At 67.5% G+C, this 22,121-nt stretch carries 19 protein-coding genes and 1 rRNA gene; 13 read left to right on the top strand and 7 right to left on the bottom strand.

Translation table 11 applies throughout. From position 1 onward, the window contains the following. The first annotated feature begins 6 nt into the window (after positions 1–6). From rrf to GLP40_RS24325, 6 genes are all read left to right on the top strand, one after another. Positions 7–123: ribosomal RNA gene (gene rrf, locus GLP40_RS24300) — 5S ribosomal RNA — on the top strand. 154 nt (positions 124–277) lie between these two features. Then, complete coding sequence (locus GLP40_RS24305; protein ID WP_196054773.1) at positions 278–1,039, top strand: rhomboid-like protein; 762 nt, start codon at positions 278–280, stop codon at positions 1,037–1,039. 23 nt (positions 1,040–1,062) lie between these two features. Continuing rightward, positions 1,063–1,740, top strand: coding sequence for an endonuclease NucS (gene nucS / locus GLP40_RS24310; RefSeq protein ID WP_328290592.1), 678 nt, complete (start codon positions 1,063–1,065; stop codon positions 1,738–1,740). A gap of 11 nt (positions 1,741–1,751) precedes the next feature. Continuing rightward, positions 1,752–2,057 carry an LIM domain-containing protein gene (locus tag GLP40_RS24315; RefSeq protein WP_154790331.1) on the top strand — a complete coding sequence of 102 codons (306 nt, stop codon included), beginning with the start codon at positions 1,752–1,754 and terminating at the stop codon, positions 2,055–2,057. Continuing rightward, positions 2,057–2,206 (top strand): hypothetical protein, encoded by a 150-nt coding sequence (locus GLP40_RS24320; protein ID WP_154790332.1) that lies wholly within the window; start codon positions 2,057–2,059, stop codon positions 2,204–2,206. The genes GLP40_RS24315 and GLP40_RS24320 overlap by 1 nt, the downstream gene beginning before the upstream one ends. A 110-nt stretch (positions 2,207–2,316) precedes the next feature. Beyond that, a complete protein-coding gene (locus GLP40_RS24325) occupies positions 2,317–2,796 on the top strand; it encodes a hypothetical protein (protein WP_154790333.1) in 480 nt (159 codons plus the stop codon). A 210-nt stretch (positions 2,797–3,006) separates the two neighbouring features. Here GLP40_RS24325 and GLP40_RS24330 read toward each other — a convergent pair whose 3' ends face one another. Both GLP40_RS24330 and mce read right to left on the bottom strand, forming a co-directional pair. Further along, positions 3,007–3,978, bottom strand: coding sequence for a coiled-coil domain-containing protein (locus GLP40_RS24330; protein ID WP_154790334.1), 972 nt, complete (start codon positions 3,976–3,978; stop codon positions 3,007–3,009). Positions 3,979–4,064: 86 nt separating this feature from the next. Further along, complete coding sequence (gene mce, locus GLP40_RS24335) at positions 4,065–4,535, bottom strand: methylmalonyl-CoA epimerase (protein WP_328290593.1); 471 nt, start codon at positions 4,533–4,535, stop codon at positions 4,065–4,067. A gap of 113 nt (positions 4,536–4,648) precedes the next feature. On the opposite strand from mce, the gene GLP40_RS24340 reads away from it, so the two are divergent. The 3 genes from GLP40_RS24340 (at position 4,649) to GLP40_RS24350 (ending at position 7,458) form a co-directional block, all read left to right on the top strand. Then, positions 4,649–5,833, top strand: coding sequence for an acetyl-CoA C-acetyltransferase (locus GLP40_RS24340; RefSeq protein WP_328290594.1), 1,185 nt, complete (start codon positions 4,649–4,651; stop codon positions 5,831–5,833). A 340-nt stretch (positions 5,834–6,173) separates the two neighbouring features. Beyond that, positions 6,174–6,545: a DUF3817 domain-containing protein gene (locus tag GLP40_RS24345; protein ID WP_154790335.1), complete on the top strand. Its 372-nt coding sequence runs from the start codon at positions 6,174–6,176 to the stop codon at positions 6,543–6,545. Positions 6,546–6,603: 58 nt separating this feature from the next. Next, positions 6,604–7,458 carry a tetratricopeptide repeat protein gene (locus GLP40_RS24350; RefSeq protein ID WP_154790508.1) on the top strand — a complete coding sequence of 285 codons (855 nt, stop codon included), beginning with the start codon at positions 6,604–6,606 and terminating at the stop codon, positions 7,456–7,458. A gap of 120 nt (positions 7,459–7,578) precedes the next feature. Here GLP40_RS24350 and GLP40_RS24355 read toward each other — a convergent pair whose 3' ends face one another. Next, positions 7,579–8,943 (bottom strand): TrpB-like pyridoxal phosphate-dependent enzyme, encoded by a 1,365-nt coding sequence (locus GLP40_RS24355; RefSeq protein ID WP_328290595.1) that lies wholly within the window; start codon positions 8,941–8,943, stop codon positions 7,579–7,581. Positions 8,944–9,062: 119 nt separating this feature from the next. On the opposite strand from GLP40_RS24355, the gene GLP40_RS24360 reads away from it, so the two are divergent. Next, on the top strand, positions 9,063–9,683 hold the full coding sequence (locus tag GLP40_RS24360; protein WP_154790337.1) for a TIGR03086 family metal-binding protein: 621 nt from the start codon (positions 9,063–9,065) through the stop codon (positions 9,681–9,683). 284 nt (positions 9,684–9,967) lie between these two features. Here the strand turns inward: GLP40_RS24360 and glgB are convergent, their stop codons facing one another. Genes glgB through GLP40_RS24375 form a run of 3 tightly spaced genes read right to left on the bottom strand, consistent with a single transcriptional unit; the run spans position 9,968 to position 14,812 of the window. After that, positions 9,968–12,133, bottom strand: a complete 2,166-nt coding sequence (gene glgB / locus GLP40_RS24365; protein WP_154790338.1) for a 1,4-alpha-glucan branching protein GlgB — start codon at positions 12,131–12,133, stop codon at positions 9,968–9,970. Further along, positions 12,130–14,133, bottom strand: coding sequence for an alpha-1,4-glucan--maltose-1-phosphate maltosyltransferase (locus tag GLP40_RS24370; protein ID WP_328290596.1), 2,004 nt, complete (start codon positions 14,131–14,133; stop codon positions 12,130–12,132). Before GLP40_RS24370 ends, glgB begins: the two co-directional genes overlap by 4 nt. A 22-nt stretch (positions 14,134–14,155) precedes the next feature. Beyond that, on the bottom strand, positions 14,156–14,812 hold the full coding sequence (locus GLP40_RS24375) for a PaaI family thioesterase (RefSeq protein WP_154790339.1): 657 nt from the start codon (positions 14,810–14,812) through the stop codon (positions 14,156–14,158). A gap of 188 nt (positions 14,813–15,000) precedes the next feature. Between GLP40_RS24375 and glgP the strand changes: the two genes are divergently transcribed. Continuing rightward, on the top strand, positions 15,001–17,595 hold the full coding sequence (gene glgP, locus GLP40_RS24380) for an alpha-glucan family phosphorylase (RefSeq protein ID WP_328290597.1): 2,595 nt from the start codon (positions 15,001–15,003) through the stop codon (positions 17,593–17,595). 3 nt (positions 17,596–17,598) lie between these two features. Here glgP and GLP40_RS24385 read toward each other — a convergent pair whose 3' ends face one another. Then, complete coding sequence (locus GLP40_RS24385; protein WP_328290598.1) at positions 17,599–19,653, bottom strand: AMP-binding protein; 2,055 nt, start codon at positions 19,651–19,653, stop codon at positions 17,599–17,601. A 271-nt stretch (positions 19,654–19,924) separates the two neighbouring features. On the opposite strand from GLP40_RS24385, the gene GLP40_RS24390 reads away from it, so the two are divergent. Both GLP40_RS24390 and GLP40_RS24395 read left to right on the top strand, forming a co-directional pair. Then, complete coding sequence (locus GLP40_RS24390; protein ID WP_154790342.1) at positions 19,925–21,292, top strand: NCS2 family permease; 1,368 nt, start codon at positions 19,925–19,927, stop codon at positions 21,290–21,292. A 181-nt stretch (positions 21,293–21,473) separates the two neighbouring features. Next, positions 21,474–21,995, top strand: a complete 522-nt coding sequence (locus GLP40_RS24395) for a DoxX family protein (RefSeq protein WP_154790343.1) — start codon at positions 21,474–21,476, stop codon at positions 21,993–21,995. Positions 21,996–22,121 lie beyond the last annotated feature (126 nt).

Here is a 22,121-nt window from a genome sequence, read left to right on the forward strand (position 1 = left end):
TAGAGTTACGGCGGCTATAGCGGTGGGGAAACGCCCGGTCCCATTCCGAACCCGGAAGCTAAGGCCACCTGCGCCGATGGTACTGCACTCGACAGGGTGTGGGAGAGTAGGACACCGCCGGAACATCTTTCCCGAAGGCCCCCAGCACCCGCTGGGGGCCTTCGGCGTATTCGGGTACTTTGGTGGTATCCGGGTACATATCGAGAGATATGGATCCACAGAAAGCTCCCAGCGGTCGGGCAGTTCCGCTGAGGATGGGACGACAATGATCGAGGGCATGGTCATTCAAGCAGCGCCGGCCGCGCCGGCAGTCTCCGCTAACCGGCGGTCCCGGATCTTCACCTCGAAGAGTCCGCGGTCACTACGCCGGGTTTTGTCGGCGGTATGGCTGCCCGCGACCTACAGCTATGTCGGCCTGCTGTCCGCCATCGCCGTCGCCCTCACCATGGTGAGCGCGAAGTCCGAGACGCGCATCGTGTTGCATGCCAGTACGAACCTGCACAACCTGACCACGGGCCGGTTCGGCACGCTGTTCTCCAGCGCGTTCCTGGTCGGTGAGGGTGCCGCCACGGTGTTCGTGATCGTTCCGCTGCTCGCGTGCCTGCTGGCTCTGGCCGAGCGCAGGTTCGGCACCGTCAAGCTCCTCCACACCTTCCTGGTGGGCCATATCGGCGCGACGGTGCTGGTGGCCGTGGGCCTGTGGATCGCGGTGGAGTCGCAGCTGGTGCCGAACAGCATCACCATGGTCGAGGACGTGGGCGTCAGTTACGGCGCCATGGCCGTGGTCGGGGCTCTCGTCGCGGTGGTCCCCGCGCATCGCCGGTTCGTGTGGGCCGCCAGCTGGCTCACGCTGGCCCTGGGCGGGGTGGTGTGCTGGCACACCTTCACCAATGTGGGTCATTTCCTCGCGCTGTGCCTGGGCCTGGGTATCGGCCGGCTCATGATCCGGCGTCAGGCGACCCCGCATCCGCTGAACTGGCCGGAAACGCTGTTGCTGGCAGTCGGTTCCGTTTTCGCCTGCCTGATGCTGTTGGGCTGAGGCCCGGTCACTAGACTCGACCGGTGCGCCTTGTGATTGCTCGATGCCAGGTCGATTACGTTGGCCGTCTGACCGCCCACCTCCCCATGGCCCGCCGCCTGCTGATGATGAAGGCCGACGGCTCGGTGCTGGTCCACTCCGATGGCGGCTCCTATAAGCCGTTGAACTGGATGAGTCCGCCGTGCTGGCTGGAGGAACGCGAATCCGGTGCGGAGATCGGCCAATTGTGGGTGGTCACCAACAAGGCGGGCGAGGAGTTGCGCATCACGGTCGAGGAGATCGAGCACGACTCCAAGCATGAGCTCGGCGTCGACCCCGGTCTGGTGAAGGACGGCGTCGAAGCCCACCTGCAGGAGTTGTTGGCCGAGCACATCGAAACCCTCGGCGCCGGTTATACTTTGATCCGCCGCGAATACATGACGGCGATCGGCCCGGTGGACATCCTGTGCCGCGACGCCGACGGTGCGACGGTGGCGGTGGAGATCAAGCGCCGCGGCGAGATCGACGGTGTCGAACAGCTCACCCGCTACCTCGAACTCCTCAACCGGGACCCGCTGCTGGCCCCCGTCGCCGGCGTCTTCGCCGCCCAGCAGATCAAGCCGCAGGCGAAGACCCTCGCCACCGATCGCGGCATCCGATGCCTCATCCTGGATTACGATGCCCTGCGCGGCACCGAGTCCGACGTATTCCGCCTCTTCTGACCTTCGACACCATGCCTCGCCGGAAACCCCGTTCCAAGGAGTCGGCGCGATCCCACCGGGATCCGCGCCCCCTGGGCGACGTCTTCGGCCGCACCGAACCCGGTCCCGGCACCGATGACATTTTCATCGTCCGCACCGTCCCCGGTGCCCGTGCCGCCAAGTCATATCGTTGCCCCGGCTGCGACCAGGTCATCCCGCCCGGCACCCCCCACGTCGTCGCCTGGGCCGCCCACGGCGGGGAGGACGACCGCCGCCATTGGCACAACGGCTGCTGGAATGGCCGCAACACACGCACCATCACCCGCCGCTGGTCCTGATGACCACTGCCTCCAAGACCTACCGCGCCGGGTGGGCTGTCACGCGGATCGTGTGGGTGTGTTTCGTTCTGGCTGGCGCGCCGCCGGTGTTTCTGGTGCGCCGCCGCGCGGTGGCGCCGGATATTCCGGAAAGGCCTTATCGGTGGTGATTCCGGGTCGTGGTCGACAGGCGAGACCCGGGAAATGGGGGGATTCGCGGCGGAGACGTTGTCATTACACTGCGTGGAACTGAAATGACATAATTTCACAAGGGGTTCGAATGAAGTTCCGGCGAATCAGCCTGGTGCTGGGCGCATGCGCCGCTGTCGCGGTCACCGTCTTGGGCAGCCCGCTCGCTTCCGCGGACATCTCGAAAGTGGATGTCGAGCTCGGCCAGAGCGGCCCTTTCCACTCGTGGCAGGTGCTCGCGGAGATCAGTCCGTGCACCACCGCCACCATCACCTTCACCGACAACGGGCAGCCGCTGCACGGCAGTCCGGTCGCGGCGAGCTGCACCGGCGGCGAGGTCTTCGGCGTCGCCTATGCCGGCTTCACGCCGACGACCCTGGGCCTGCATCACATCGTGGTCTCTCAACTGAATTCGGATGGATCGGTCGAGAGCTCCAAGTCGCAGGACGTGAACGTCACCTACCTGCCCTGCCCGAGCACCGGCAGCGCCGCAACCCTGATCTGCAACGTCCCGCCCTACGCCATGCCCGGCACCGGTTCCGGTTCCTTGTCCGCCGGCACCGCCTCCTGACCACCTGAGAACAAATAGCTTCGAGAAGAGATTCGACATGGGATCCAGTCGAATCGGCCTAACGTTGAGCGCATTCGGGCAATCGTGTCGTCACAGCCGACATCGAGCTGATTCCTCGCTCTGATTGTCGATAGGCGCACATAAGGAAGGCCGCTTCCCCGGAGGGGAAGCGGCCTTCGAACGGATGCGGGTTGTCGCCCGGTCGGTGAATTAGCTGGAGACGTCAGCGTTCTCGCGCTCGTCGACGATCTCGTCGTCTTCGCGGGTGTCGGAGATGGCCTTGCGGCCGCTCTTGTTCAGGGAGCGCTGTTCCGGTGCGCCGTCGAGGAGTTCACTCTCGCGGTTGACGGCGGCGAGCATGGCCGGGACCGAGTCGAGCTGGCCGCGGATACCGAGCAGCTGGGCCAGCACGCGGCCGCGCAGCACGCGCATTTCCTCGGCGAGCTCCTTGGCGTGCGCGATCTTTCGATCCGCGGTGTTGGTCGCCGAGGTGATGAGGCGGTTGGCCTCGTCGGTGGCGTCCTTGATGCGCTGGGCGGCCTCGGCGCGCGAGCTGGCCTCCAGCTCCTCCATGGCGCGGGTCAGCTTGGTGCGCCGCTCCGCCATGGTGACCTCGAAGTCCTGCTGCGTGGCCTTGCGCTTGGCCTCGGACTCCTTGGTGAGGCGGTCGGCCTCGGCATTGGCGGCTTCGACGATCTTGGCGGACTCGGAGCGGGCGTTCGCGAGGGTCTGCTCGAATTCGATTTCGAGAGCTTCGCGCTTCTCCTTGGTTTCGGCGAGGAGCGATTCGTACTTCCCACGCATTTCGGTGGCCTGCTGCTCGGCGATCGAGATCATCTCGGCGGCCTCGGCCTGCGCCTGGGCGCGGACCTCGGAGGCCTCATCCGAGGCCAGACGCAGCATGCGGGAGATTCGATCGGACATGCCTTCGGCGGTGGTCGGCGGCACGGAGAGCCGGTCGACCTCCTTACGGAGCTCGTCGATCTCGTCCCGGGCATCCTCCAGCTGGGCCGCCAGATTGCGGGCCTGGGCTGCGGCGGCATCGCGGTCAGTGGCGGTGACCCTCAGCTCGGCATCGAAACGGTCGAAGTAGTTACGCACCTCGTCACGGTCATAGCCCTTCCGCACAACGGTAAAGGGCAGTGCAACGAAGCGATTACGATCGGGCTCAGTGGACGACATGACCCACAAACTACAGCCTGACGACCACTGATGGTGACCCGACCGCGAATGTTGTTATGCCCTCTTTAGGCGGACGGAACCCGGTACTAGTGGGTAGTTTTCGCCGCCGGTTCGACGAGTTCGACCAGCACACCGCCAGCATCCTTGGGATGGATGAAATTGATGCGGGAACCAGCGGTTCCACCTCGCGGCTCCGCGTACAGCAAACGCAAGCCCCGTTCGCGAAGTTGCGCGGAAACGGCCTCGACATCGGTGACACGATAGGCGAGCTGCTGCAGGCCAGGTCCGTTTCGGTCGATGAACTTCGCGATCGTCGACTCCTCGTTGAGCGGAGACAGCAACTGCAGAGCGACTGAGCCTGCCGGGGCGCCGGGCACCGACAGCATGGCCTCGTGCACGCCCTGCGCCTCGTTGATCTCGCGATGCGTCTCGACCATGCCGAGGTTGTCTCGGTACCAGGCCACCGCGGAATCGAGATCCGGCACAGCGATTCCCACGTGATCGACGGCGGTGACGTATTCAGACGGGATGAATTCGGTGTTCTCGGTGTTGCTCACACCAGTGACGGTAGCGCGCCCCTGGGAAGGTGGCCGGAATGCCGCGGGTTACCTTTGAGTACGGCTCCGATGGTTGGCGGAGCAGTCACCATACGACGTAAGCGAGGCTCATCGTGACCACCACCTCCGTCATCGTCTCCGGCGCCCGCACCCCGGTGGGCCGGCTGCTCGGATCGCTGAAGGACTTCAGCGGCTCCGACCTGGGCGGCATCGCCATCAAGGCAGCGCTGGAGAAGGGCGGAGTGGCGCCCGAGCAGGTCGATTACGTGATCATGGGCCAGGTGCTCACCGCGGGTGCCGGCCAGATCCCGGCCCGGCAGGCCGCGGTCGCCGCCGGCATTCCGATGGATGTCCCGGCGCTCACCATCAACAAGGTGTGTCTGTCCGGTATCAATGCGATTGCGCTGGCGGATCAGCTGATTCGCGCCGGTGAGTACGAGATCGTGGTCGCCGGTGGTCAGGAGTCCATGACCAACGCCCCGCACCTGCTCGAGAAGAGCCGCGAGGGCTACAAGTACGGCGACGTCAACCTGCGCGACAGCATGGCCTACGACGGCCTGTACGACATCTTCACCGACCAGGCCATGGGCGCGCTCACCGAGCAGCGCAACGACGCCGACCCGATCAGCCGCGCGGAACAGGACGCCTTCGCCGCCGCCTCGCATCAGAAGGCCGCCGCCGCCTGGAAGAACGGCCTCTTCGCCGACGAGGTGACCCCGGTCTCGATCCCGCAGCGCAAGGGCGACCCGATCGAGTTCGCCGAGGACGAGGGCATCCGCGCGGACACCACCGCCGAGTCGCTGGGCAAACTGCGCCCGGCCTTCCGCAAGGACGGCACCATCACCGCCGGTTCCGCCTCCCAGATCTCCGACGGAGCGGCCGCGGTGGTCGTCATGTCGAAGGCCAAGGCCGAGGAGCTGGGCCTGAGCTGGATCGCCGAGATCGGCGCGGCGGGCGTCGTCGCGGGTCCCGACTCCACCCTCCAGGACCAGCCCGCCAACGCCATCGCCAAAGCCTGTGCCAAGGAAGGCATTTCGCCCGCCGACCTCGACCTGGTCGAGATCAACGAGGCTTTCGCGGCCGTCGGCATCGCCTCCACCCGCAAGCTCGGCATCGACCCGGAGAAGGTCAATGTCAACGGCGGCGCCATCTCCATCGGCCACCCGCTCGGCATGTCGGGCGCCCGCATCGTCCTGCACCTGGCCCTCGAGCTGAAGCGTCGCGGTGGCGGTGTCGGCGCGGCCGCCCTCTGCGGTGGCGGCGGCCAGGGCGACGCCCTCATCGTCCGCGTGAAGTAAGAACCTCCGACGTACCGACCAGCCCCGGCCCGAACATGAGCCGGGGCTGGTTTCGTTGCGCCGCAAAGATTCCCACTCCGCCGCGACGAAGCAGACGCGCCATGACACGCGGCGAGCTCACGCGGCGTCGGTCGGCGCGCGGCTTCCCGAACGGTGGGCCCATCATCGGCGGCGTGGGCCGGAATCGAGTACGAACGGGGGAGTGCGGCCCGCGCAGCCGCTGGACGCCTACGCGGCATCGTCCTTTCGATTGATTCGCATACCAGGAATCCAGCACGCACGTCCACAATGTGACCAGGTCCACTACAGGGCGTCGTAGCCGTCCGGCAGAATGGTTGCCATGGGTGATCTCTTCGACCTGTCCATGGTCGCCAAGCGCGTGCGGTTCTTCGGCCTGCTGGAAGTTCCCTCCTGGGTGCTGTTGTTCATCGGCTCGGCCCTCAAGCGCGCGGATGCGTTGGGGATCGCCGATCAGCCGATCAAGTGGCCGGTGATGGTGTTCGGCATGCTGCACGGCCTCGTCTTCGTGGCCTACGCCATCAACTGCCTGCTGGCTTCGCGCGAGTTCGAATGGCCGGGCAAGACCACCGGTCTGGCGCTGCTGTCGTCGGTGGTGCCGTTCACGTCCGTGTTCTTCGAGCGGTGGGCGATCAACTCCGGTCAGCTGGGTGAACTGAGCCGAGTCGGGACACCCGCCGCCGCACGTTCGTGACAAACTGGATGTCGTGACTCGACCTGCACGCCGTCCTTCCGCCGCCGCAGCCGCCGCCATGTCGGGCGCGGTGGACCTGTCCGCTCTCAAGCAGCCGGCCGTCGCCGCGGATGTCCCGGGTGACCATGCCGTCACCGAGGCCAATTTCGAGGAACGAGTGCTGCGGCGCTCCACCCAGGTGCCGGTGGTGGTGGCGCTGTACTCGCAGCGCAGCCCCGGCAGCATCGAGTTGGTGAAGCTGCTGGAGAAGCTGGCCGGCCAGGGCGGCGGTGACTGGGATCTGGCCACCATCGAGGCCGAGGCCAATATGCGCATCGCGCAGGCCTTCGGCGTGCAGGGCATTCCGACCGTGGTCGCCGTGGCCGCGGGCCAGCCGCTCGCCGACTTCACCGGCAACCAGCCGGAGGAGCAGGTGACCCAGTGGATCGCCGCCGTGGTGGACGCCGTGCGCGGCAAGCTGCCCGGCGTCGGCGCGGAGGCCGCCACCGAGCCCGAGGTTTCCGAGGACCCGCGCTTCGTCGCCGCCGAAGAGGCTTTGGAGCGCGGCGAATTCGACGCCGCCATCGCCGCCTACCAGGCCATCGTGACCGCCGAACCGAACAATGCCGAGGCCAAGGCCGCGCTGCGGCAGGTCCAATTCCTGTCCCGCGTGCAGGACCTCGACCCCGCCGCCGTCGCCAAGTCCGACGCCGACCCGGCCGATCTGAACGCCGCCATCGCCGCCGCGGACCTGGAAATGTTCAATCAGCAGCCGGAAGCCGCCTTCGACCGTCTCATCGCCCAGGTCAAGCGCACCGCCGGCGATGATCGCACCCAGGCCCGCACCCACCTGCTCGAACTCTTCGAACTCTTCGACCCGGCCGAGCCGATCGTGGTCGCCGCGCGCCGCAAGCTCGCCGCCGCGCTGTATTAGTAACCCTCGTCATCCCGGGACGCAGGCAACCGCTCGTCATCCGGCCTACGTTTCGGCCGGATCCACTCCAGCAGCCGTGGATTCCGGTCAGAAGCGCGCCGGGATGACGAGCGGGGGACCTCAGCCAACTGTGGGGAGGCTGCTGAGGGCGGCGTCGACGCGGGACTGTGAGAGTTCGAAGTCGGGGATCTCGCCCGCGAGGTAGCGCTCGTAGGCTGTCATGTCGAAGTGGCCGTGGCCACACAGGGCGGTGAGCAGGACCTTCTCCTCGCCGGACGCGGTGCAGCGCTTGGCCTCCTCGATGATTGCCGCCAGGGCGTGCGAGGGTTCAGGGGCGGGGAGGATGCCCTCGGCCTTCGCGAAAGTGACCGCGGCGGCGAAGCATTCGCGCTGCTGCTTGGCGACCGCCTCGAACAATCCCAGCTCGTACATGTGCGACAGCAGCGGTGACATGCCGTGATACCGCAGCCCGCCCGCGTGCACCGGATCGGGGATGAAGTCGTGCCCCAGAGTGTGCATCTTCATCAGCGGTGTGAATCCCGCGGTGTCGCCGAAGTCGTAGGCATAGATGCCGCGCGTGAACGACGGGCAGGCGGCGGGTTCGACCGCGCGGATCACGGGATCGGCTCGGCCCGCGAGCTTTTCGCGCAGGAACGGCAAAAACAGTCCCGCGAAGTTGGAGCCGCCCCCGGTACAGCCGATGACGACGTCGGGCAGCCGTTCACCCGCGGCGGCGAACTGCTTCAGCGCCTCCTCGCCGATGACGGTCTGGTGCAGTAGTACGTGATTGAGCACGCTGCCCAGCGCATAGCGGGTGTTCGGGTCGGCGGCCGCCACCTCCACCGCCTCGCTGATGGCGATGCCCAGGCTGCCGGGGGAGTCCGGATGGTCGGCGAGGACTTTCGCGCCCGCCGCGGTTACGGGTGAGGGGCTGGCATGCACGGTCGCGCCCCAGGTCCGCATGAGCGTGCGCCGGTGCGGCTTCTGGTCGTAGGAGGCGCGCACCATCCATACCTCGCAGTCGATGCCGTACTGCGCGCAGGCGAAGGCGAGCGCGCTGCCCCACTGGCCCGCACCGGTCTCGGTGGTCAGCCGCCGCGTGCCCTCGGCGGCGTTGTAGAACGCCTGCGGCACAGCGGTATTCGGTTTGTGCGAGCCGGCGGGGGAGACGCCTTCGTATTTGTAATAGATGCGCGCCGGGGTGCCGAGCGCCTGCTCCAGCCGCCGCGCCCGGAACAGCGGTGTCGGCCGCCAGAGCCGGTACACGTCGATGACCTCGTCCGGGATGTCGAGGTAGCGTTCGCCGCTCACCTCCTGTCGGATGAGTTCCATCGGGAACAACGGTGCCAGATCCTCCGGCCCGACCGGCTGCCCGGTGCCGGGGTGCAGTGGGGGCGGCGGTGGCGCGGGCAGGTCCGGGATGACGTTGTACCAACGCCTCGGGATCTCGGATTCGTCCAGTGTGATCTTGGTGCGCTCGTCCACGGGACCCTCTCGGCTCGAAACGGCTGTCTGTCCAGACTGCGCCCGCAGCGGAGCCGTTGGTGTGGAATTCGCCGGATTGTCACTGTCCGCATCACCGAGAAATTAGTAAGCTAATGCTTATGATAAGCACCTACAAAGAATTGCTGGCCTCCGGGCCGGAACTGCTCGCGCTGGACGCCCGCGCGGTGCGTACGAGCATCGAGGTGGTGACGGGGCTGACCTCCGCCGACCTGGGTGCGACCACCCCCTGCGCGGGCTGGACTCTGCGAGACCTGCTGGAGCACATGATCGTTCAGCACTACGGGTTCGCGGCCGCCGCGCGCGGCGAGAACGATCTCGCGCTGTGGAAGCCGCAGCCCCTCGGCGACGATCCCGTCGGTGAATACCGGACCGCGGCCGAGCACGTGCTGGCCACCTTCGCCGAGCCGGGCGTCCTGGAACAGGAGTTCCCGCTGCCGGAGATCCGCGGCGGCATCGTGGTTCCCGCGCCGCTGGCGATCAGTTTTCACTTCATCGACTACATCGTGCACGCCTGGGATGTCGCGCGGGCCCTCGGAAAGATCGTGGAGTTCGACGCGGACCTGCTGAGCGCGGGGCTGCCGGTCGCCGAGGCGGTGCCGCGCGGCCCGGAGCGGGAGCAGCCGGGCGCATCGTTCGCGCCGGAGGTGGCGGCGCCGGAGTCGTCCGGACTGGATCGGATCCTGGCCGTCCTGGGCCGTTCGCCAGGCTGGCCCAAGTGATCGGGGATCATCCGCGGTTCCTCCCGCCCAGCGGGCAACCGGTCCGCTGAGCCCCCGGACAGGAGTCCCACTCGTCATCCCGGCATGCCTTCGGCCGGGATGGCTGTCGAGCCCGAACCGCACCCCGTCCGCGCGGATCTGTCAGAATTGCGCCGGCCTCGGCCGGATCACGGGGTCGATGACCAGATCCTTACCTGGCACCACGCCGCTGGACTCTGCTTTGCGGCTGGCGGCACGATCGTTACCAGCACCCGTAGTGACGAGGAGGACTTCCGACCAGCCCCTCAATCGGCGGGCGCCGTCTTCGACAACCATACGGCGCTGTGCGGCGCGAGCGTCAGGACGGCCGAGACCGGTCGGCCGTGCCACGGGATGGACTCCTCCGAAATCGCACCCGCATTGCCGGTTCCGTTGCCGCCGTAGGCGATGGCGTCGGTATTCAATACCTCGTACCACGAATCCGGTTCGGCCCCCGGCAATCCGATGCGATAGCCGTCGAGTTGGGCCCCGGAGAAGTTGTAGACGCAGGCCAGGATGGAGCCGTCGGCGCCATAGCGCAGGAAGGACAGCACATTGTTGTCGCGATCGTCGGCGTCGATCCAGGAATAGCCGCCAGGTGAGGTGTCCTGGCTCCACAGCGCGGGATTCGCGACATACAGCCGGTTGAGATCGCCGACCAGCTTCTGAATACCCTGGTGCAGTGGGTTTTCCAGCTCGTGCCAATCCAGCCCGCGATCATGGTCCCATTCCCGGAACTGGCCGAATTCCTGGCCCATGAACAGCAACTGCTTGCCGGGATGCGCCCACATGTACGCCAGCAGTGCTCGTACTCCACCCGCCTTGGTGAAATCGTCGCCGGGCATGCGGGTCCACAGCGTGCCCTTGCCGTGGACCACTTCGTCGTGGCTGATGGGCAGCACGTAGTTCTCGCTCCAGGCGTAGGTGAGCGAGAAGGTGATCTCATTGTGGTGCCAGGTCCGGTACACCGGATCGTGGGCCAGATACCCGAGGGTGTCGTGCATCCAGCCCATATTCCATTTCATGGTGAAGCCGAGTCCGCCCACCTCGGTGGCGCGCGTGACCCCGGGCCAGGTGGTGGACTCCTCGGCCACGGTCAGCACACCCGGAAAGTGCTTGTGCACGGTCGCGTTCATTTCCTGGAGGAAGGCGACGGCCTCCAGATTCTCCCGGCCGCCGTGGATGTTCGGCTCCCAGTCCGGGCGCGAGTAGTCCAGGTAGAGCATCGAGGCCACGGCGTCCACCCGCAGGCCGTCGACGTGGAATTCCTCGATCCAGTACAGCGCGTTGGCGACCAGGAAGTTGCGCACCTCGTGGCGGCCGTAGTTGAAAACGTAGGTGCCCCAGTCGAGTTGCTCGCCCCGGCGCGGGTCGGAGTGCTCGTAGAGGGCGGTGCCGTCGAATCGGGCCAATGCCCATTCGTCGCGCGGGAAGTGCGCCGGCACCCAGTCGAGAATGATGCCGATGCCCTTGCGGTGCAGGTGATCCACCAGATACCGGAAGTCGTCGGGGGACCCGAAGCGGGCGGTCGGCGCGTAGTAGGAGGTGACCTGGTAGCCCCAGGAGCCGCCGAAGGGATGCTCGGCCACCGGCAGCAACTCCACATGGGTGAAGCCCCGGGCCAGCACGTATTCCGCCAGCTGGTCGGCGATCTCGCGATAGCCGAGCCCGGGTCGCCACGAACCGAGATGCACCTCGTAGATGCTGACCGGTGCGCGCAGCGGATCGGTGCGCTCGCGGGCCCGTAGCCATTCCGCATCGCCCCAGGCGAATTCGCTCATGGTGATCACCGAGGCGGTCGCGGGCGGCACCTCGGTGGCGTAGGCCATCGGGTCGGCGTGGTCGACGGTGCGCCCGTCCGCCCCGTGCACACGGTACTTGTACAGCGCCCCCTCCCCGATGCCGGGCAGGAACAGCTCCCATACCCCGGAATCGCCGAGTTTCCGCATGGGCGCGGTGTTTCCGCTCCAGCCGTCGAAGTCCCCGATCACCGCTACGCCGCGCGCGTTCGGCGCCCACACGGCGAACGCCGTGCCGGACACCTCGCCGTCGAGGGTGGTGTACCGCCTCGGGTGCGCGCCCAGCGCCTCCCACAGCCGTTCGTGCCGTCCCTCGCCGAGCAGGTGCAGGTCGACCTCACCGAGCGTGGGCAGGAAGCGGTACCCGTCCGCGTCCACGACCGTGCGCCCGCCCGGATAAGAGGTGACGATGCGGTAGTCCCACAGCTCCGGGAACGACACGATGGCCTCGAACACCCCGTGATCACTGTGCGCCAGTGGATGATCCACGCCGCCGATCCGGGCCGCGACGGTCTCCGCGTGCGGCCGCAGCACCCGGATGATCGTTCCGTCGGGATGCGGGTGCGCTCCCAGCACCGTATGCGGATCGGGATGCGTGCCCGCCGCGAGCAGCAGAAGGTCGCGCCGATTCATCGGAACGATCGGCGGTAGGCGAGCTCGCTGCGCACGGCGGACGGCACCGGCGGCAGCCTGAGAATGTGCGCCGCCGCGCGAGCCGGGTCCAGGCGCACGTAATTGCACTGCCCCCAGTGGTATTCCTCGCCGCTGATCTCGTCGAACACCACCGGCCGGTCATGCCACTCGCGGCCGATGGCGGGCAGGTCCAGCGAGACCATGCCCTGTTCGGCGCCGAACGGATTCAGGTTCACCACCACCAACACGGCGTCACCGGTGGTGGGATCGAACTTCGAGAACGCCAGCAGCGCATCATTGTCCACGGGGTGGAAGTGGATGCAGCGCACCTGCTGCAGCGCCGGGTGCGCGCGGCGGATCTCGTTGAGCCGGGTCAGCCACGGCTCCAGCGATTCTCCGCGCGCGGCGGCCTCCGCGAAACGGCGCGGACGCAGCTGGTATTTCTCGGAATCCAGGTATTCCTCGCTGCCCGGCCGCACCGCCTGGTGCTCGTACAGCTCGAAGCCGGAGTAAACACCCCAGGTGGCCGCGAGCGTCGCGGCCAGCACCGCGCGGATCGCGAACATGCCCGGACCGCCGTGTTGCAGGCTCTCGTGCAGGATGTCCGGGGTGTTCACGAACAGGTTGGCGCGCGCCTCGTCGGCCTTGGCGGCCAATTCCCTGCCGAATTCCTCGATCTCGTGTTTGTGCGTGCGCCACGTGAAATACGTGTAGGACTGGCTGAATCCGCGCCGCGCGAGACCGTACATGCGGGCCGGGCGAGTGAAGGCCTCGGACAGGAAGATGATCTCCGGATTCTTTCGCTGCACCTCCTCGATCAGCCATTCCCAGAAGTCCGTCGGCTTGGTGTGCGGATTGTCGACCCGGAAAATGGTGACGCCCAAGCTGATCCAATGCCGCACCACCCGCAGCACCTCGGCGTACAGCCCGTCGGGATCGTCGTCGAAATTCAGCGGATAGATGTCCTGATACTTCTTCGGCGGATTCTCCGCGTAGGCGATGGTGCCGTCCGGCAAGGTGGTGAACCATTCCGGATGCGCCGCCACCCAGGGATGGTCCGGGGCGCACTGCAAGGCCAGATCCAGGGCCACCTCCAGGCCCAATTCCCGTGCGGCGGCCACGAAGTCGAGGAAGTCGGCTTCGGTGCCCAGCTGTGGGTGGATGGCGTCGTGCCCGCCCTCATCGGAGCCGATGGCCCACGGCGAGCCCACATCCCCGGGTCCGGCGGTCAGGGAGTTGTTGGGACCCTTGCGATTCACCTTGCCGATGGGGTGGATCGGCGGCAGGTACACCACATCGAAGCCCATGGCGGCGATGCGGGGCAGATCCTTGGCGGCCGTGGCGAAGGTGCCGTGTACCGGATTGCCCGCGGCATCCCAGCCGCCGGTCGAGCGCGGGAAGAATTCGTACCAGGCGCCGCAGAGGGCCCGCTGCCGTTCCACCCGCACGGTGTGCAGCGGCCCGTGAGTCACCAACTCCCGCAGAGGCGTTGCCCGCAGGATCGCGCTCACCTCGGCGCTGAAGGCCGGAGCCACCCGCGCGGGCAGCTGGGCGTCGCTGCGCAGTGCGGCGGCCGCGGCGCGCAGGATCTCCCACTGCGGCTTGGGCACCGCCAATGCCGCCCGGTCCAGCAGCCGTGCCCCGATCTCGAGATCGTTGGCCAGGTCGACGGCGCTCTGCCCGACCGCCAGCTTGGCCTCCACTCCGGATCGCCAGGTGGCGATGGGATCGTTCCAGCCCTCGATCCGAAAGGTCCAGCGCCCGGGCTTGGTCGGGGTGAACACGGCGTTGTACACGTCCGGCTCGTACTCCGGACTCATGCGAATGCGCTGTGTGCGTGACGAACCCGGCGACCGCACCGCGAGGGTGGCGGCCACGGCCTCGTGGCCCTCGCACCAGACCACGGCGCGCACCGGCACGACCTCGCCGACCACGGCTTTGGACGGCCGGCCGCCGGGAATCGCGGGGGCGGTGTCATCGATGGCGATGCGGCCGGTCACGCCTTCGAACTTACCGGAGCGGCTACTGCTGCCCGGGCTGGAGGAGCAGGAACAGGCCGTGCGCCTCGGCGCACAGGCGCTCGCCGTCGTGCAGGGTGGCGCGTACGAACACCTTGCGACCCTCCTGCCGCTCCACCCAGCCGCGCAGTTGCAGCTCGGTGTTCAGGGGCGTGATGGCCCGGTAGTCGATGTGCAGGAAGGCGGTGCGGGTGACCGATTTGGTGTACAGCGCCGCCGTCATGCCCAGCAGGTCGTCGAAGCCGAGCGCGATGTGGCCGCCGTGGGCCGCGCTGTTGCCACCCAGATGGAAGGTGCGGAAGGTGATGCGGGCCTGCACCCCGTCCTTGCCCGCGGATTCGACCTCGAACGGCGGCAGGGTGATATTGCCGCGCGCGGGCAGATCCGTGCGGTGCCAGGCGGGTGCGGCCCACTCGTCCACGACCGCCTCGTCGAGCTTGTCGTTCAGCTCTTTCAGCGTGGCGATGACGTCCAGCGCCAGCTCGTCGGACGGGGCGGCCAGCCGCACCCGGTCCATGAGCCCGCGCACCTGCTCGATGAATTCGCCATAGTGCGGTCCACCCCGGCTGGAATCGCGGCCCAGTTCGTGGATCGGCCGGAACCCGCCCTCGTGATGCTCCTGGGTGGGCAGTCCGTCGACCGCCTCCTGCTGCTCGCTCATGTGAAACACGTTATCGGTTGCCGACCGGATGCCCTTGCCCGGGGATGCTCTGACCAGCGTGAGATGCGCTCGAGGGTTCGCGGCCGTGCCGATTCTGGGCTTACGGAGCGTGGAAGCGGACGAGGGAAGAATCGAGACTTCGGGGCCGCGAACCCGCCCGGAGCCGAGCGGAGGGCAGAATAAGCATGGTGAAGGCATTGCGTCGATTCACCGTTCGCGCCCACCTGCCGGAGCGGTTGTCCGCATTGACCGAGCTGGCGACCAATCTGCGCTGGTCCTGGCATGGACCCACTCAGGATGTGTTCGCGGAGCTGGATCCCGGCCTCTGGGTGGAGGTCGGGCACGATCCGGTGCGGATGCTGGGGGAGTTGCCCGCGGCCCGGCTCGACGAGCTGGCGGAGGACGAGGCCTATGTGCGGCGGGTCGACACCGCGGCCGCCGACCTGCGGGACTACCTGGATCGTCCCCGCTGGTTTCAGAAGCAGCCGCGCGGGCCGCGCGGGATCGCCTATTTCTCCATGGAGTTCGGCGTCACCGAGGTCCTGCCCAATTACTCGGGCGGGCTCGGGATCTTGGCGGGTGACCATCTGAAGGCCGCCTCCGATCTGGGGTTGCCGCTCATCGGGGTCGGATTGCTGTACCGCTCCGGCTATTTCCGGCAGTCGCTGACCGCCGACGGCTGGCAGGCCGAGCATTACCCGGCGCTGGACCCCATGGGCCTGCCGCTGCGCCTGCTCACCGGCGGGGGCGCTGGGGCGGGGGGAGATTCAGCCGGTGCGCCGGTGCTCATTCACGTGGCCATGCCCGAGGGCAGGGTGCTGCGGGCCCGGGTGTGGATCGCCCAGGTGGGCCGGATTCCTCTGCTGCTCTTGGACTCCGATATCGCCGACAACGATCCGGAACTGCGGGCCGTCACCGACCGGCTCTACGGCGGCGACCAGGACCACCGCATCAAGCAGGAGATCCTGGCCGGTATCGGCGGCGTCCGGGCGGTGCGCGCGTACACCCGCGCCCACGGCCTGCCGGACCCCGACGTCTTCCACATGAACGAGGGCCACGCCGGTTTCCTCGGCATCGAGCGCATTCGCGAATACATGGCCACCGGAATGGATTTCGATTCCGCGCTGACCGCCGTCCGCGCCGGCACGGTCTTCACCACCCACACCCCGGTTCCCGCGGGCATCGACCGCTTCGCCGGCGCCCTGGTCCGCCGCTACTTCGGCGGCCCGCACGGTGAACGGGAATCGCTTGTGCTGCCCGGCGTTTCGGTGGATCGCATTCTGGCCATGGGCCGCGAGGCCGATCCGTCGGTGTTCAACATGGCCCACCTGGGCCTGCGACTCGCCCAGCGCGCCAACGGCGTGTCGAAGCTGCACGGCGAGGTCAGCCGCGCCATGTTCGCGCCGCTGTGGCCGGGCTTCGACACCGCCGAGGTGCCCATCGGCTCGGTCACCAATGGCGTGCACGCCCCCACCTGGGCGGCGCGCGAATGGATCGACAAGGCTCGCGAACTCATCGGCGACGAACTGGTCGAGGAAGCCCGCGGCTGGGAGCGGCTGTGCGATGTGGACCTGCGTGAGCTGTGGTCCATCCGGAACGCGCTGCGCGGCATCCTGGTCGGCGAGGTGCGCCGCCGCCTGCGCGACTCGTGGCTGGAACGCGGTGCCGCTGCCGCCGAACTCGGGTGGATCGACCAGGTTTTCGACCCGGGCGTGCTGACCGTCGGCTTCGCCCGCCGCGTCCCGACCTACAAGCGCCTGACCCTCATGCTGCGCGACCCGGAACGCCTGCGCGCCATGCTGCTCGATCCGCAGCATCCGGTGCAGCTGGTGGTCGCGGGCAAATCGCATCCGGCCGACGAGGGCGGCAAGGCTCTCATCCAACAGGTGGTTCGCTTCGCCGACGACCCGGCCGTGCGCCACCGCATCGTCTTCCTGCCCGATTACGACATGTCCATGGCCCGCTACCTGTACTGGGGGTGCGATGTCTGGCTCAACAACCCGCTGCGCCCGCTCGAGGCGTGCGGCACCTCCGGCATGAAGTCGGCCCTCAACGGCGGCCTCAACCTGTCCATCCGCGACGGTTGGTGGGACGAGATGTACGACGGCGAGAACGGCTGGTCCATCCCCACCGCCGACGGCGTCCGCGACGACCACCGCCGCGACGATCTCGAGGCGTCGGCCCTCTACGAACTGCTGGAACGCGCTGTGCTGCCGCGCTTCTACGACCGCGACCGGGACGGCCTGCCGGTGCGCTGGATGGAGATGGTCCGCCACACCCTGCGGACCCTGGGGCCGAAGGTGCTGGCCTCGCGCATGGTTCGCGACTACGCCGTCGACTACTACGCACCCGCCGCCGCGGCCTTCGAGGCGGTGTCCGCCGACGATTTCAAGGGCGCGCAGGATCTGTCGGCGTATCGCCGCCGCGTCGAATCCGCCTGGCCCAGTGTGAAAGTCGTCCAGGTGGACAGCTCCGGACTGCCCGACATCCCGGTCATCGGCGCGGAGTTGGCGCTGCGGGCCCGTGTCGATCTCGGCGGACTCACCCCCGGTGATGTCCGCGTACAGGCCGTGCTGGGCCGGGTCTCACCCACCGACGACCTCTCCGACATTCACACCTTCGACATGCGGCACACCGGAACCGATTCCGGCGTGGACGTTTTCACCATCCAGACGCCGGTCCCGCTGTCCGGTGCGGTCGGGTACACCATCCGCATCCTTCCGCATCACCCGCTGCTGGCCACCGACGCCGAACTGGGCCTGATCGCCTCGCCGAGCCCCTAGCGGTCAGGTCGGCGCGATCAGCATCCGCTTGAGGATCTTGCCGGTAGGGTTGCGCGGCAACGCCTCCAGGAAGGTGACGTCGCGCGGCACCGAGAATCGGCTGACCCGATGCCGGATGTAGTTGCGCACCATGTCCGAATCCAGCCCGGAGCCCGGCCGTTTCACCACGAAAGCGGCCAGGCGTTGGCCGAATTCGTGATCCGGCACCCCGACCACGGCCACCTCGCTCACCTGCGGCAGATGCGCCAGCGCCTCCTCGACGGCGCGCGGGAAGACATTCTCGCCGCCGGAGATGATCATCTCGTCGTCTCGCCCGGCCACGAACAGCTTGCCGGCGGCGTCCAGGAAGCCGATGTCGCCGGTGTCGAGCATGCCGTCGGCCTCCTCGGGCGGGGCGGCATCGGTGTAGCCGTCGAACAGCATGTGATTGCCGACGAAGATGCGCCCGGTCGCCCCCACCGGTACCGGCCGCCGATCCGGGCCCAGCACAGCGAGTTTCGTGCCCAGCGGCGGCCGCCCCGCGGTAGTGGGGGACATGCGCAGATCCGCGGAGTCGGCGATGGACGCCCACGAGACCTCGGTGGAGCCGTACACGTTGTAGAGGATGTCGCCGAAGGCGTCGAGGAACTTCAGTACCGTCGCACCGGTCAGGGGCGCACCGCAACTGGCCACGATGCGCAGACTGGACAGGTCGTAGCGGGCGCGAACCTGCTCGGGCAGGTCCAGGATTCGGTTCACCATGATCGGCACCACGACCAGCGCCGTCACCCGGTGCTCGGCGATGCGGCGCAGGCAGTCCTCGGCGTCGAAGCGGTCGCCCAGCAGCACCGTCGCCCGGATGGCCGTGGAGATCTGCAGGGCCCCCAGCCCCCAGGTGTGGAACAGCGGGGCCGGAATGAACATGGTCTCGTTGGTGCCGAACGGAATTCGCGACAGGAGTGCGGCCACCGTCCCGAAACCCTTGGGGTGCGGCCGCCGCGCGCCCTTGGGCGTGCCGCTGGTCCCGGAAGTGAGCACCACCAATCGACCTGGCCGCGGCGGTTTGCGCGGCGGCTCCTGCCGCATGGCGATGAGTTCCTCGATGGTGGTGCGCCCCGGATCCGGCGGCGCGTCGTCGCTGGTGAACCGGGGCAGGTCGGTGGGCAGATACCGCACCAGATGCTCGAATTCGCTGTCCACGAACAGCGCCGAGAGCCGATGTCGCTGCACGATCTCCTCGACCTGCCGCGCCGGTAGCCCGGTGTTGAGCAGTACCGCGTCCGCACCCGACTTGCCCGCCGCCACCATGCACTCGACCATGCCGGTGTGATTGCGGCACAGCAGCCCTACCGCGGTCCCCGGCCCGAACCCCAGCGCGGCGAAGGCACCCGCGAGAGCGCTACTGCGCGCGTGCAATTGGTGGAAGGTGCTCGAGTACCGTTCGTCGATTACGGCTGCTCGCCGCGGTGAGTGCGCGGCCGCCGCCGCATACCCGCCCGCCAGGCTGAAACCCCATTTGGCAAGGCCGCCGATCTGCCGCAGGCCGACATCGGGGCGATAGGTGCGCACCATGCCGGAGGCCACCATGCGCTTGACCACCCCGGCCTGTAAGCGCATCGGCGAATTCTCGCCATTGACCATGTACGAGGTCGGCGTGCCCAGGATCAGATCGCCCACCCGCTTCAGCCCCGCCAGCGTCCAGGCCACCACCGCGGAGTTGGGCAGGCGGGCCAGCATCGGATGCACCAGTCCGGCCTTGAAGTAGGTCACGTAGACCCGGGTTTGCCGCTCGTCGCCGTGCAGGCGCACGGTCGCGAAACTGCCCTGTTCGGGGCAGTGGATCTCGAACCCCTCGCCGGCGCGCGTGATGTGCAACTGCACGCGGAGCACCTGGACATCGATGGCATGGCCGCCGATCCGCATATTCGATGTCGGGTGCGCGTCGACGGTGTCGAGTTCTTCACACGCGCCGATTCCGGGAAATAGCCGGGGATAGGTCTGCGGGTCGACCAGGACATCCCAGATTGCTCGGCGATCGATCGCGAAGTCCGCGACCGCGTCTATGACATCGGTGACCACTGGCGTACTACTTCTGCCTGGCCGGTTCCCTGATCGCCCCCGGCTGATTGCGTATTTGTAACGTTCCAGCCAATAGCGGTCAAGGCTCCAGAATTACAGGCCGGTGGTTATTTAATTTGCCGATAAATTGCGAAAGTAGCGCCCGAAAAACAATGCTCAGGCAGGTGGGATTGCCCACAATTCGCGGTTTCAGTGACAGATCGTGCCATCGGGACAAGTACGGTGCCCACGGCAGTGTTCTACCCTCCCGCGGACTGGAGACACCACACTCATGAGCACCGACGTCCTCATACGCACCAAGGGGCGCGTCGACGCGTACTTCGGCATCAGCGAACACGGGTCGACCTTCAAGCGCGAGCTCATGGCCGGAACCGTCACGTTCCTGGCCATGTCCTATGTGCTCGCCGTGAACCCGCGCATCCTCGGTGACGGCCCGGCCGGCGATCTCCACGACAAGGGCATGCCGATCCAGGCCGTCTTCACCGCGACCGCCGTCGCCGCCATCTTCGGCACGCTGGTCATGGGCTTGTGGGCCAAGTATCCGGTCGCGCTCGCCCCCGGCATGGGCCTCAATGCCTTCTTCGCCTACACGGTCGTGCTGCATATGGGAATCCCATGGCAGGAGGCGCTGTCGGGCACGCTGCTCTCCGGCGTCATCTTCTTCGTCCTGGCCGTCACCAAAGTGCGCGAGAAGATCATCGAGGCCATTCCCATGCAGATGAAGCTCGCGGTCGGCGCGGGCATCGGCATGTTCGTGGCCTTCCTCGGACTCAAGAGCGCGGGCATCGTGACGGCCAGCGACGCCACTTTCGTGCACCTGGGCGACTTCCACGAGGGCACCACCCTGCTGGCGCTCTTCGGTCTCGTGGTGACCGTCGTCTTCCTTGCGCTCGGCTGGCACGGCGCGGTGCTCTACGGCATCCTCTGCACCACCGTTCTCGGCGTGGTCACCGGTCTGGTGCGGCTGCCGGACTCCCTCGCCGCCATGCCGCACGGACTGGACCAGACCTTCGGCCAGGCCATCATTCACCTGCCCGACGCCTTCACCGGGAAAATGGTGGTCGTCGTGCTGACCATGCTGTTCGTCGACTTCTTCGACGCCTCCGGCACTCTGATCGGCGTGGCCAACCAGGCGGGGCTGCTGACCGCGGACGGCAAACTGGAGCGCGCGGGCAAGGCGCTGGCCGCCGACTCGGTCGGCACGGCCGCGGGCGCCATCATCGGCACTTCGTCCACCACCGCCTATGTCGAATCCACCGCGGGCGTCTCGGCGGGCGGCCGCACCGGCCTGACCGCGGTCGCCACGGCCGGCTGGTTCCTGGTCGCCCTGTTCTTCTTCCCGATCTTCGCCACCTTCGCCGATGTGTCGGCCGTGACCGCGCCCGCGCTCATCGTGGTCGGCGTGCTCATGTCGCGCGCCCTGGGCGAGATCGACTGGAACAAGCTGGAATACGCGGTCCCGGCGTTCATCACCGTGATCATGATGCCGTTGACCTACTCGATCGCGAACGGCATCGCCATGGGCCTGCTGTTCTATCCGATCGTCATGCTGGCCAAACGGCGTGCGCGCGACGTGCATCCGGTCATGTGGGCGCTGATGGCGGTGTTCATCTACTACTTCTGGTACCTGGCCAAGTAGGGGCCACAACTCTCGGGCTCTCGGGGACTTACCCTGCAATCCCTTTTCGCGCGTTACCGGGCGCGAGGCGGTACAGCCTCGCGCCCGGTGTCGTTGAGGACCTGCTGTAGGCTCAAAGCGGACCACGGTCCGGATAGGACTGCCCGCGAGCCGAACAGACCCGAAAGAGAAGGACCCCGACATGACCGAAACCGTGAAGGCCAACGCCGCCACTGCTGCCGCCTCCTCCGGTGTGAACGGCGCCGACATCGGCCTGCTCGTCGCCCGGGTGGGCTTCGGCGGCCTGCTGGCCGTGCACGGCAGCCAGAAGCTGTTCGGCTGGTTCAACGGCTACGGCCTGGACGCGACCGCGCAGGGCTTCCAAGGAATGGGCTACCACCCGGGCAAGTCCTTCGCCACGCTGGCCGGTCTGAGTGAGATCACCGGCGGCCTGCTGCTGGTGCTGGGGCTGTTGACGCCGCTGGCCGCCGCCATCGCGCTGGGCACCATGATCAATGCGGTGAACGTCGGCTGGAGCGGCGGATTCGCGATGTGGGAACTGCCCGCCGTGTACGCCCTGGCGGCGGTCGCCTTCGCCTTCGCGGGCCCGGGTCGACTCGCGCTGGACCGGGGTCGCCCGTGGCAGCGTCAGGGTCTGATCTGGGGCGCCGGGGCGGTCGTGCTGGGCGTGGTCGCCGCTCTCATCACCCTCGCGTTGAAGTAGGCGGCGGAAAGTATCGGTGTCCCCGCGCCGCGTGCAGGGCTTGGCGCGGGGACGACGGACACGTCCGATGTGGGAATTGGGGGTTCACCGGAGTATCGAAAGCCAATTTACTTCTGATCAGAAGTA

Origin of the sequence: Nocardia aurantiaca, from assembly GCF_009708175.1 — a bacterium.
GTDB lineage: Bacteria > Actinomycetota > Actinomycetes > Mycobacteriales > Mycobacteriaceae > Nocardia > Nocardia aurantiaca.

Coding starts and splice junctions, on each gene's coding strand:
- GLP40_RS24305 (WP_196054773.1), top strand. CDS start 278: ATGGTCATTCAAGCAGCGCCGGCCGCGCCGGCAGTCTCCGCTAACCGG.
- GLP40_RS24315 (WP_154790331.1), top strand. CDS start 1,752: ATGCCTCGCCGGAAACCCCGTTCCAAGGAGTCGGCGCGATCCCACCGG.
- GLP40_RS24320 (WP_154790332.1), top strand. CDS start 2,057: ATGACCACTGCCTCCAAGACCTACCGCGCCGGGTGGGCTGTCACGCGG.
- GLP40_RS24325 (WP_154790333.1), top strand. CDS start 2,317: ATGAAGTTCCGGCGAATCAGCCTGGTGCTGGGCGCATGCGCCGCTGTC.
- GLP40_RS24330 (WP_154790334.1), bottom strand. CDS start 3,978: ATGTCGTCCACTGAGCCCGATCGTAATCGCTTCGTTGCACTGCCCTTT.
- GLP40_RS24345 (WP_154790335.1), top strand. CDS start 6,174: ATGGGTGATCTCTTCGACCTGTCCATGGTCGCCAAGCGCGTGCGGTTC.
- GLP40_RS24350 (WP_154790508.1), top strand. CDS start 6,604: ATGTCGGGCGCGGTGGACCTGTCCGCTCTCAAGCAGCCGGCCGTCGCC.
- GLP40_RS24360 (WP_154790337.1), top strand. CDS start 9,063: ATGATAAGCACCTACAAAGAATTGCTGGCCTCCGGGCCGGAACTGCTC.
- glgB (WP_154790338.1), bottom strand. CDS start 12,133: ATGAATCGGCGCGACCTTCTGCTGCTCGCGGCGGGCACGCATCCCGAT.
- GLP40_RS24375 (WP_154790339.1), bottom strand. CDS start 14,812: ATGAGCGAGCAGCAGGAGGCGGTCGACGGACTGCCCACCCAGGAGCAT.
- GLP40_RS24390 (WP_154790342.1), top strand. CDS start 19,925: ATGAGCACCGACGTCCTCATACGCACCAAGGGGCGCGTCGACGCGTAC.
- GLP40_RS24395 (WP_154790343.1), top strand. CDS start 21,474: ATGACCGAAACCGTGAAGGCCAACGCCGCCACTGCTGCCGCCTCCTCC.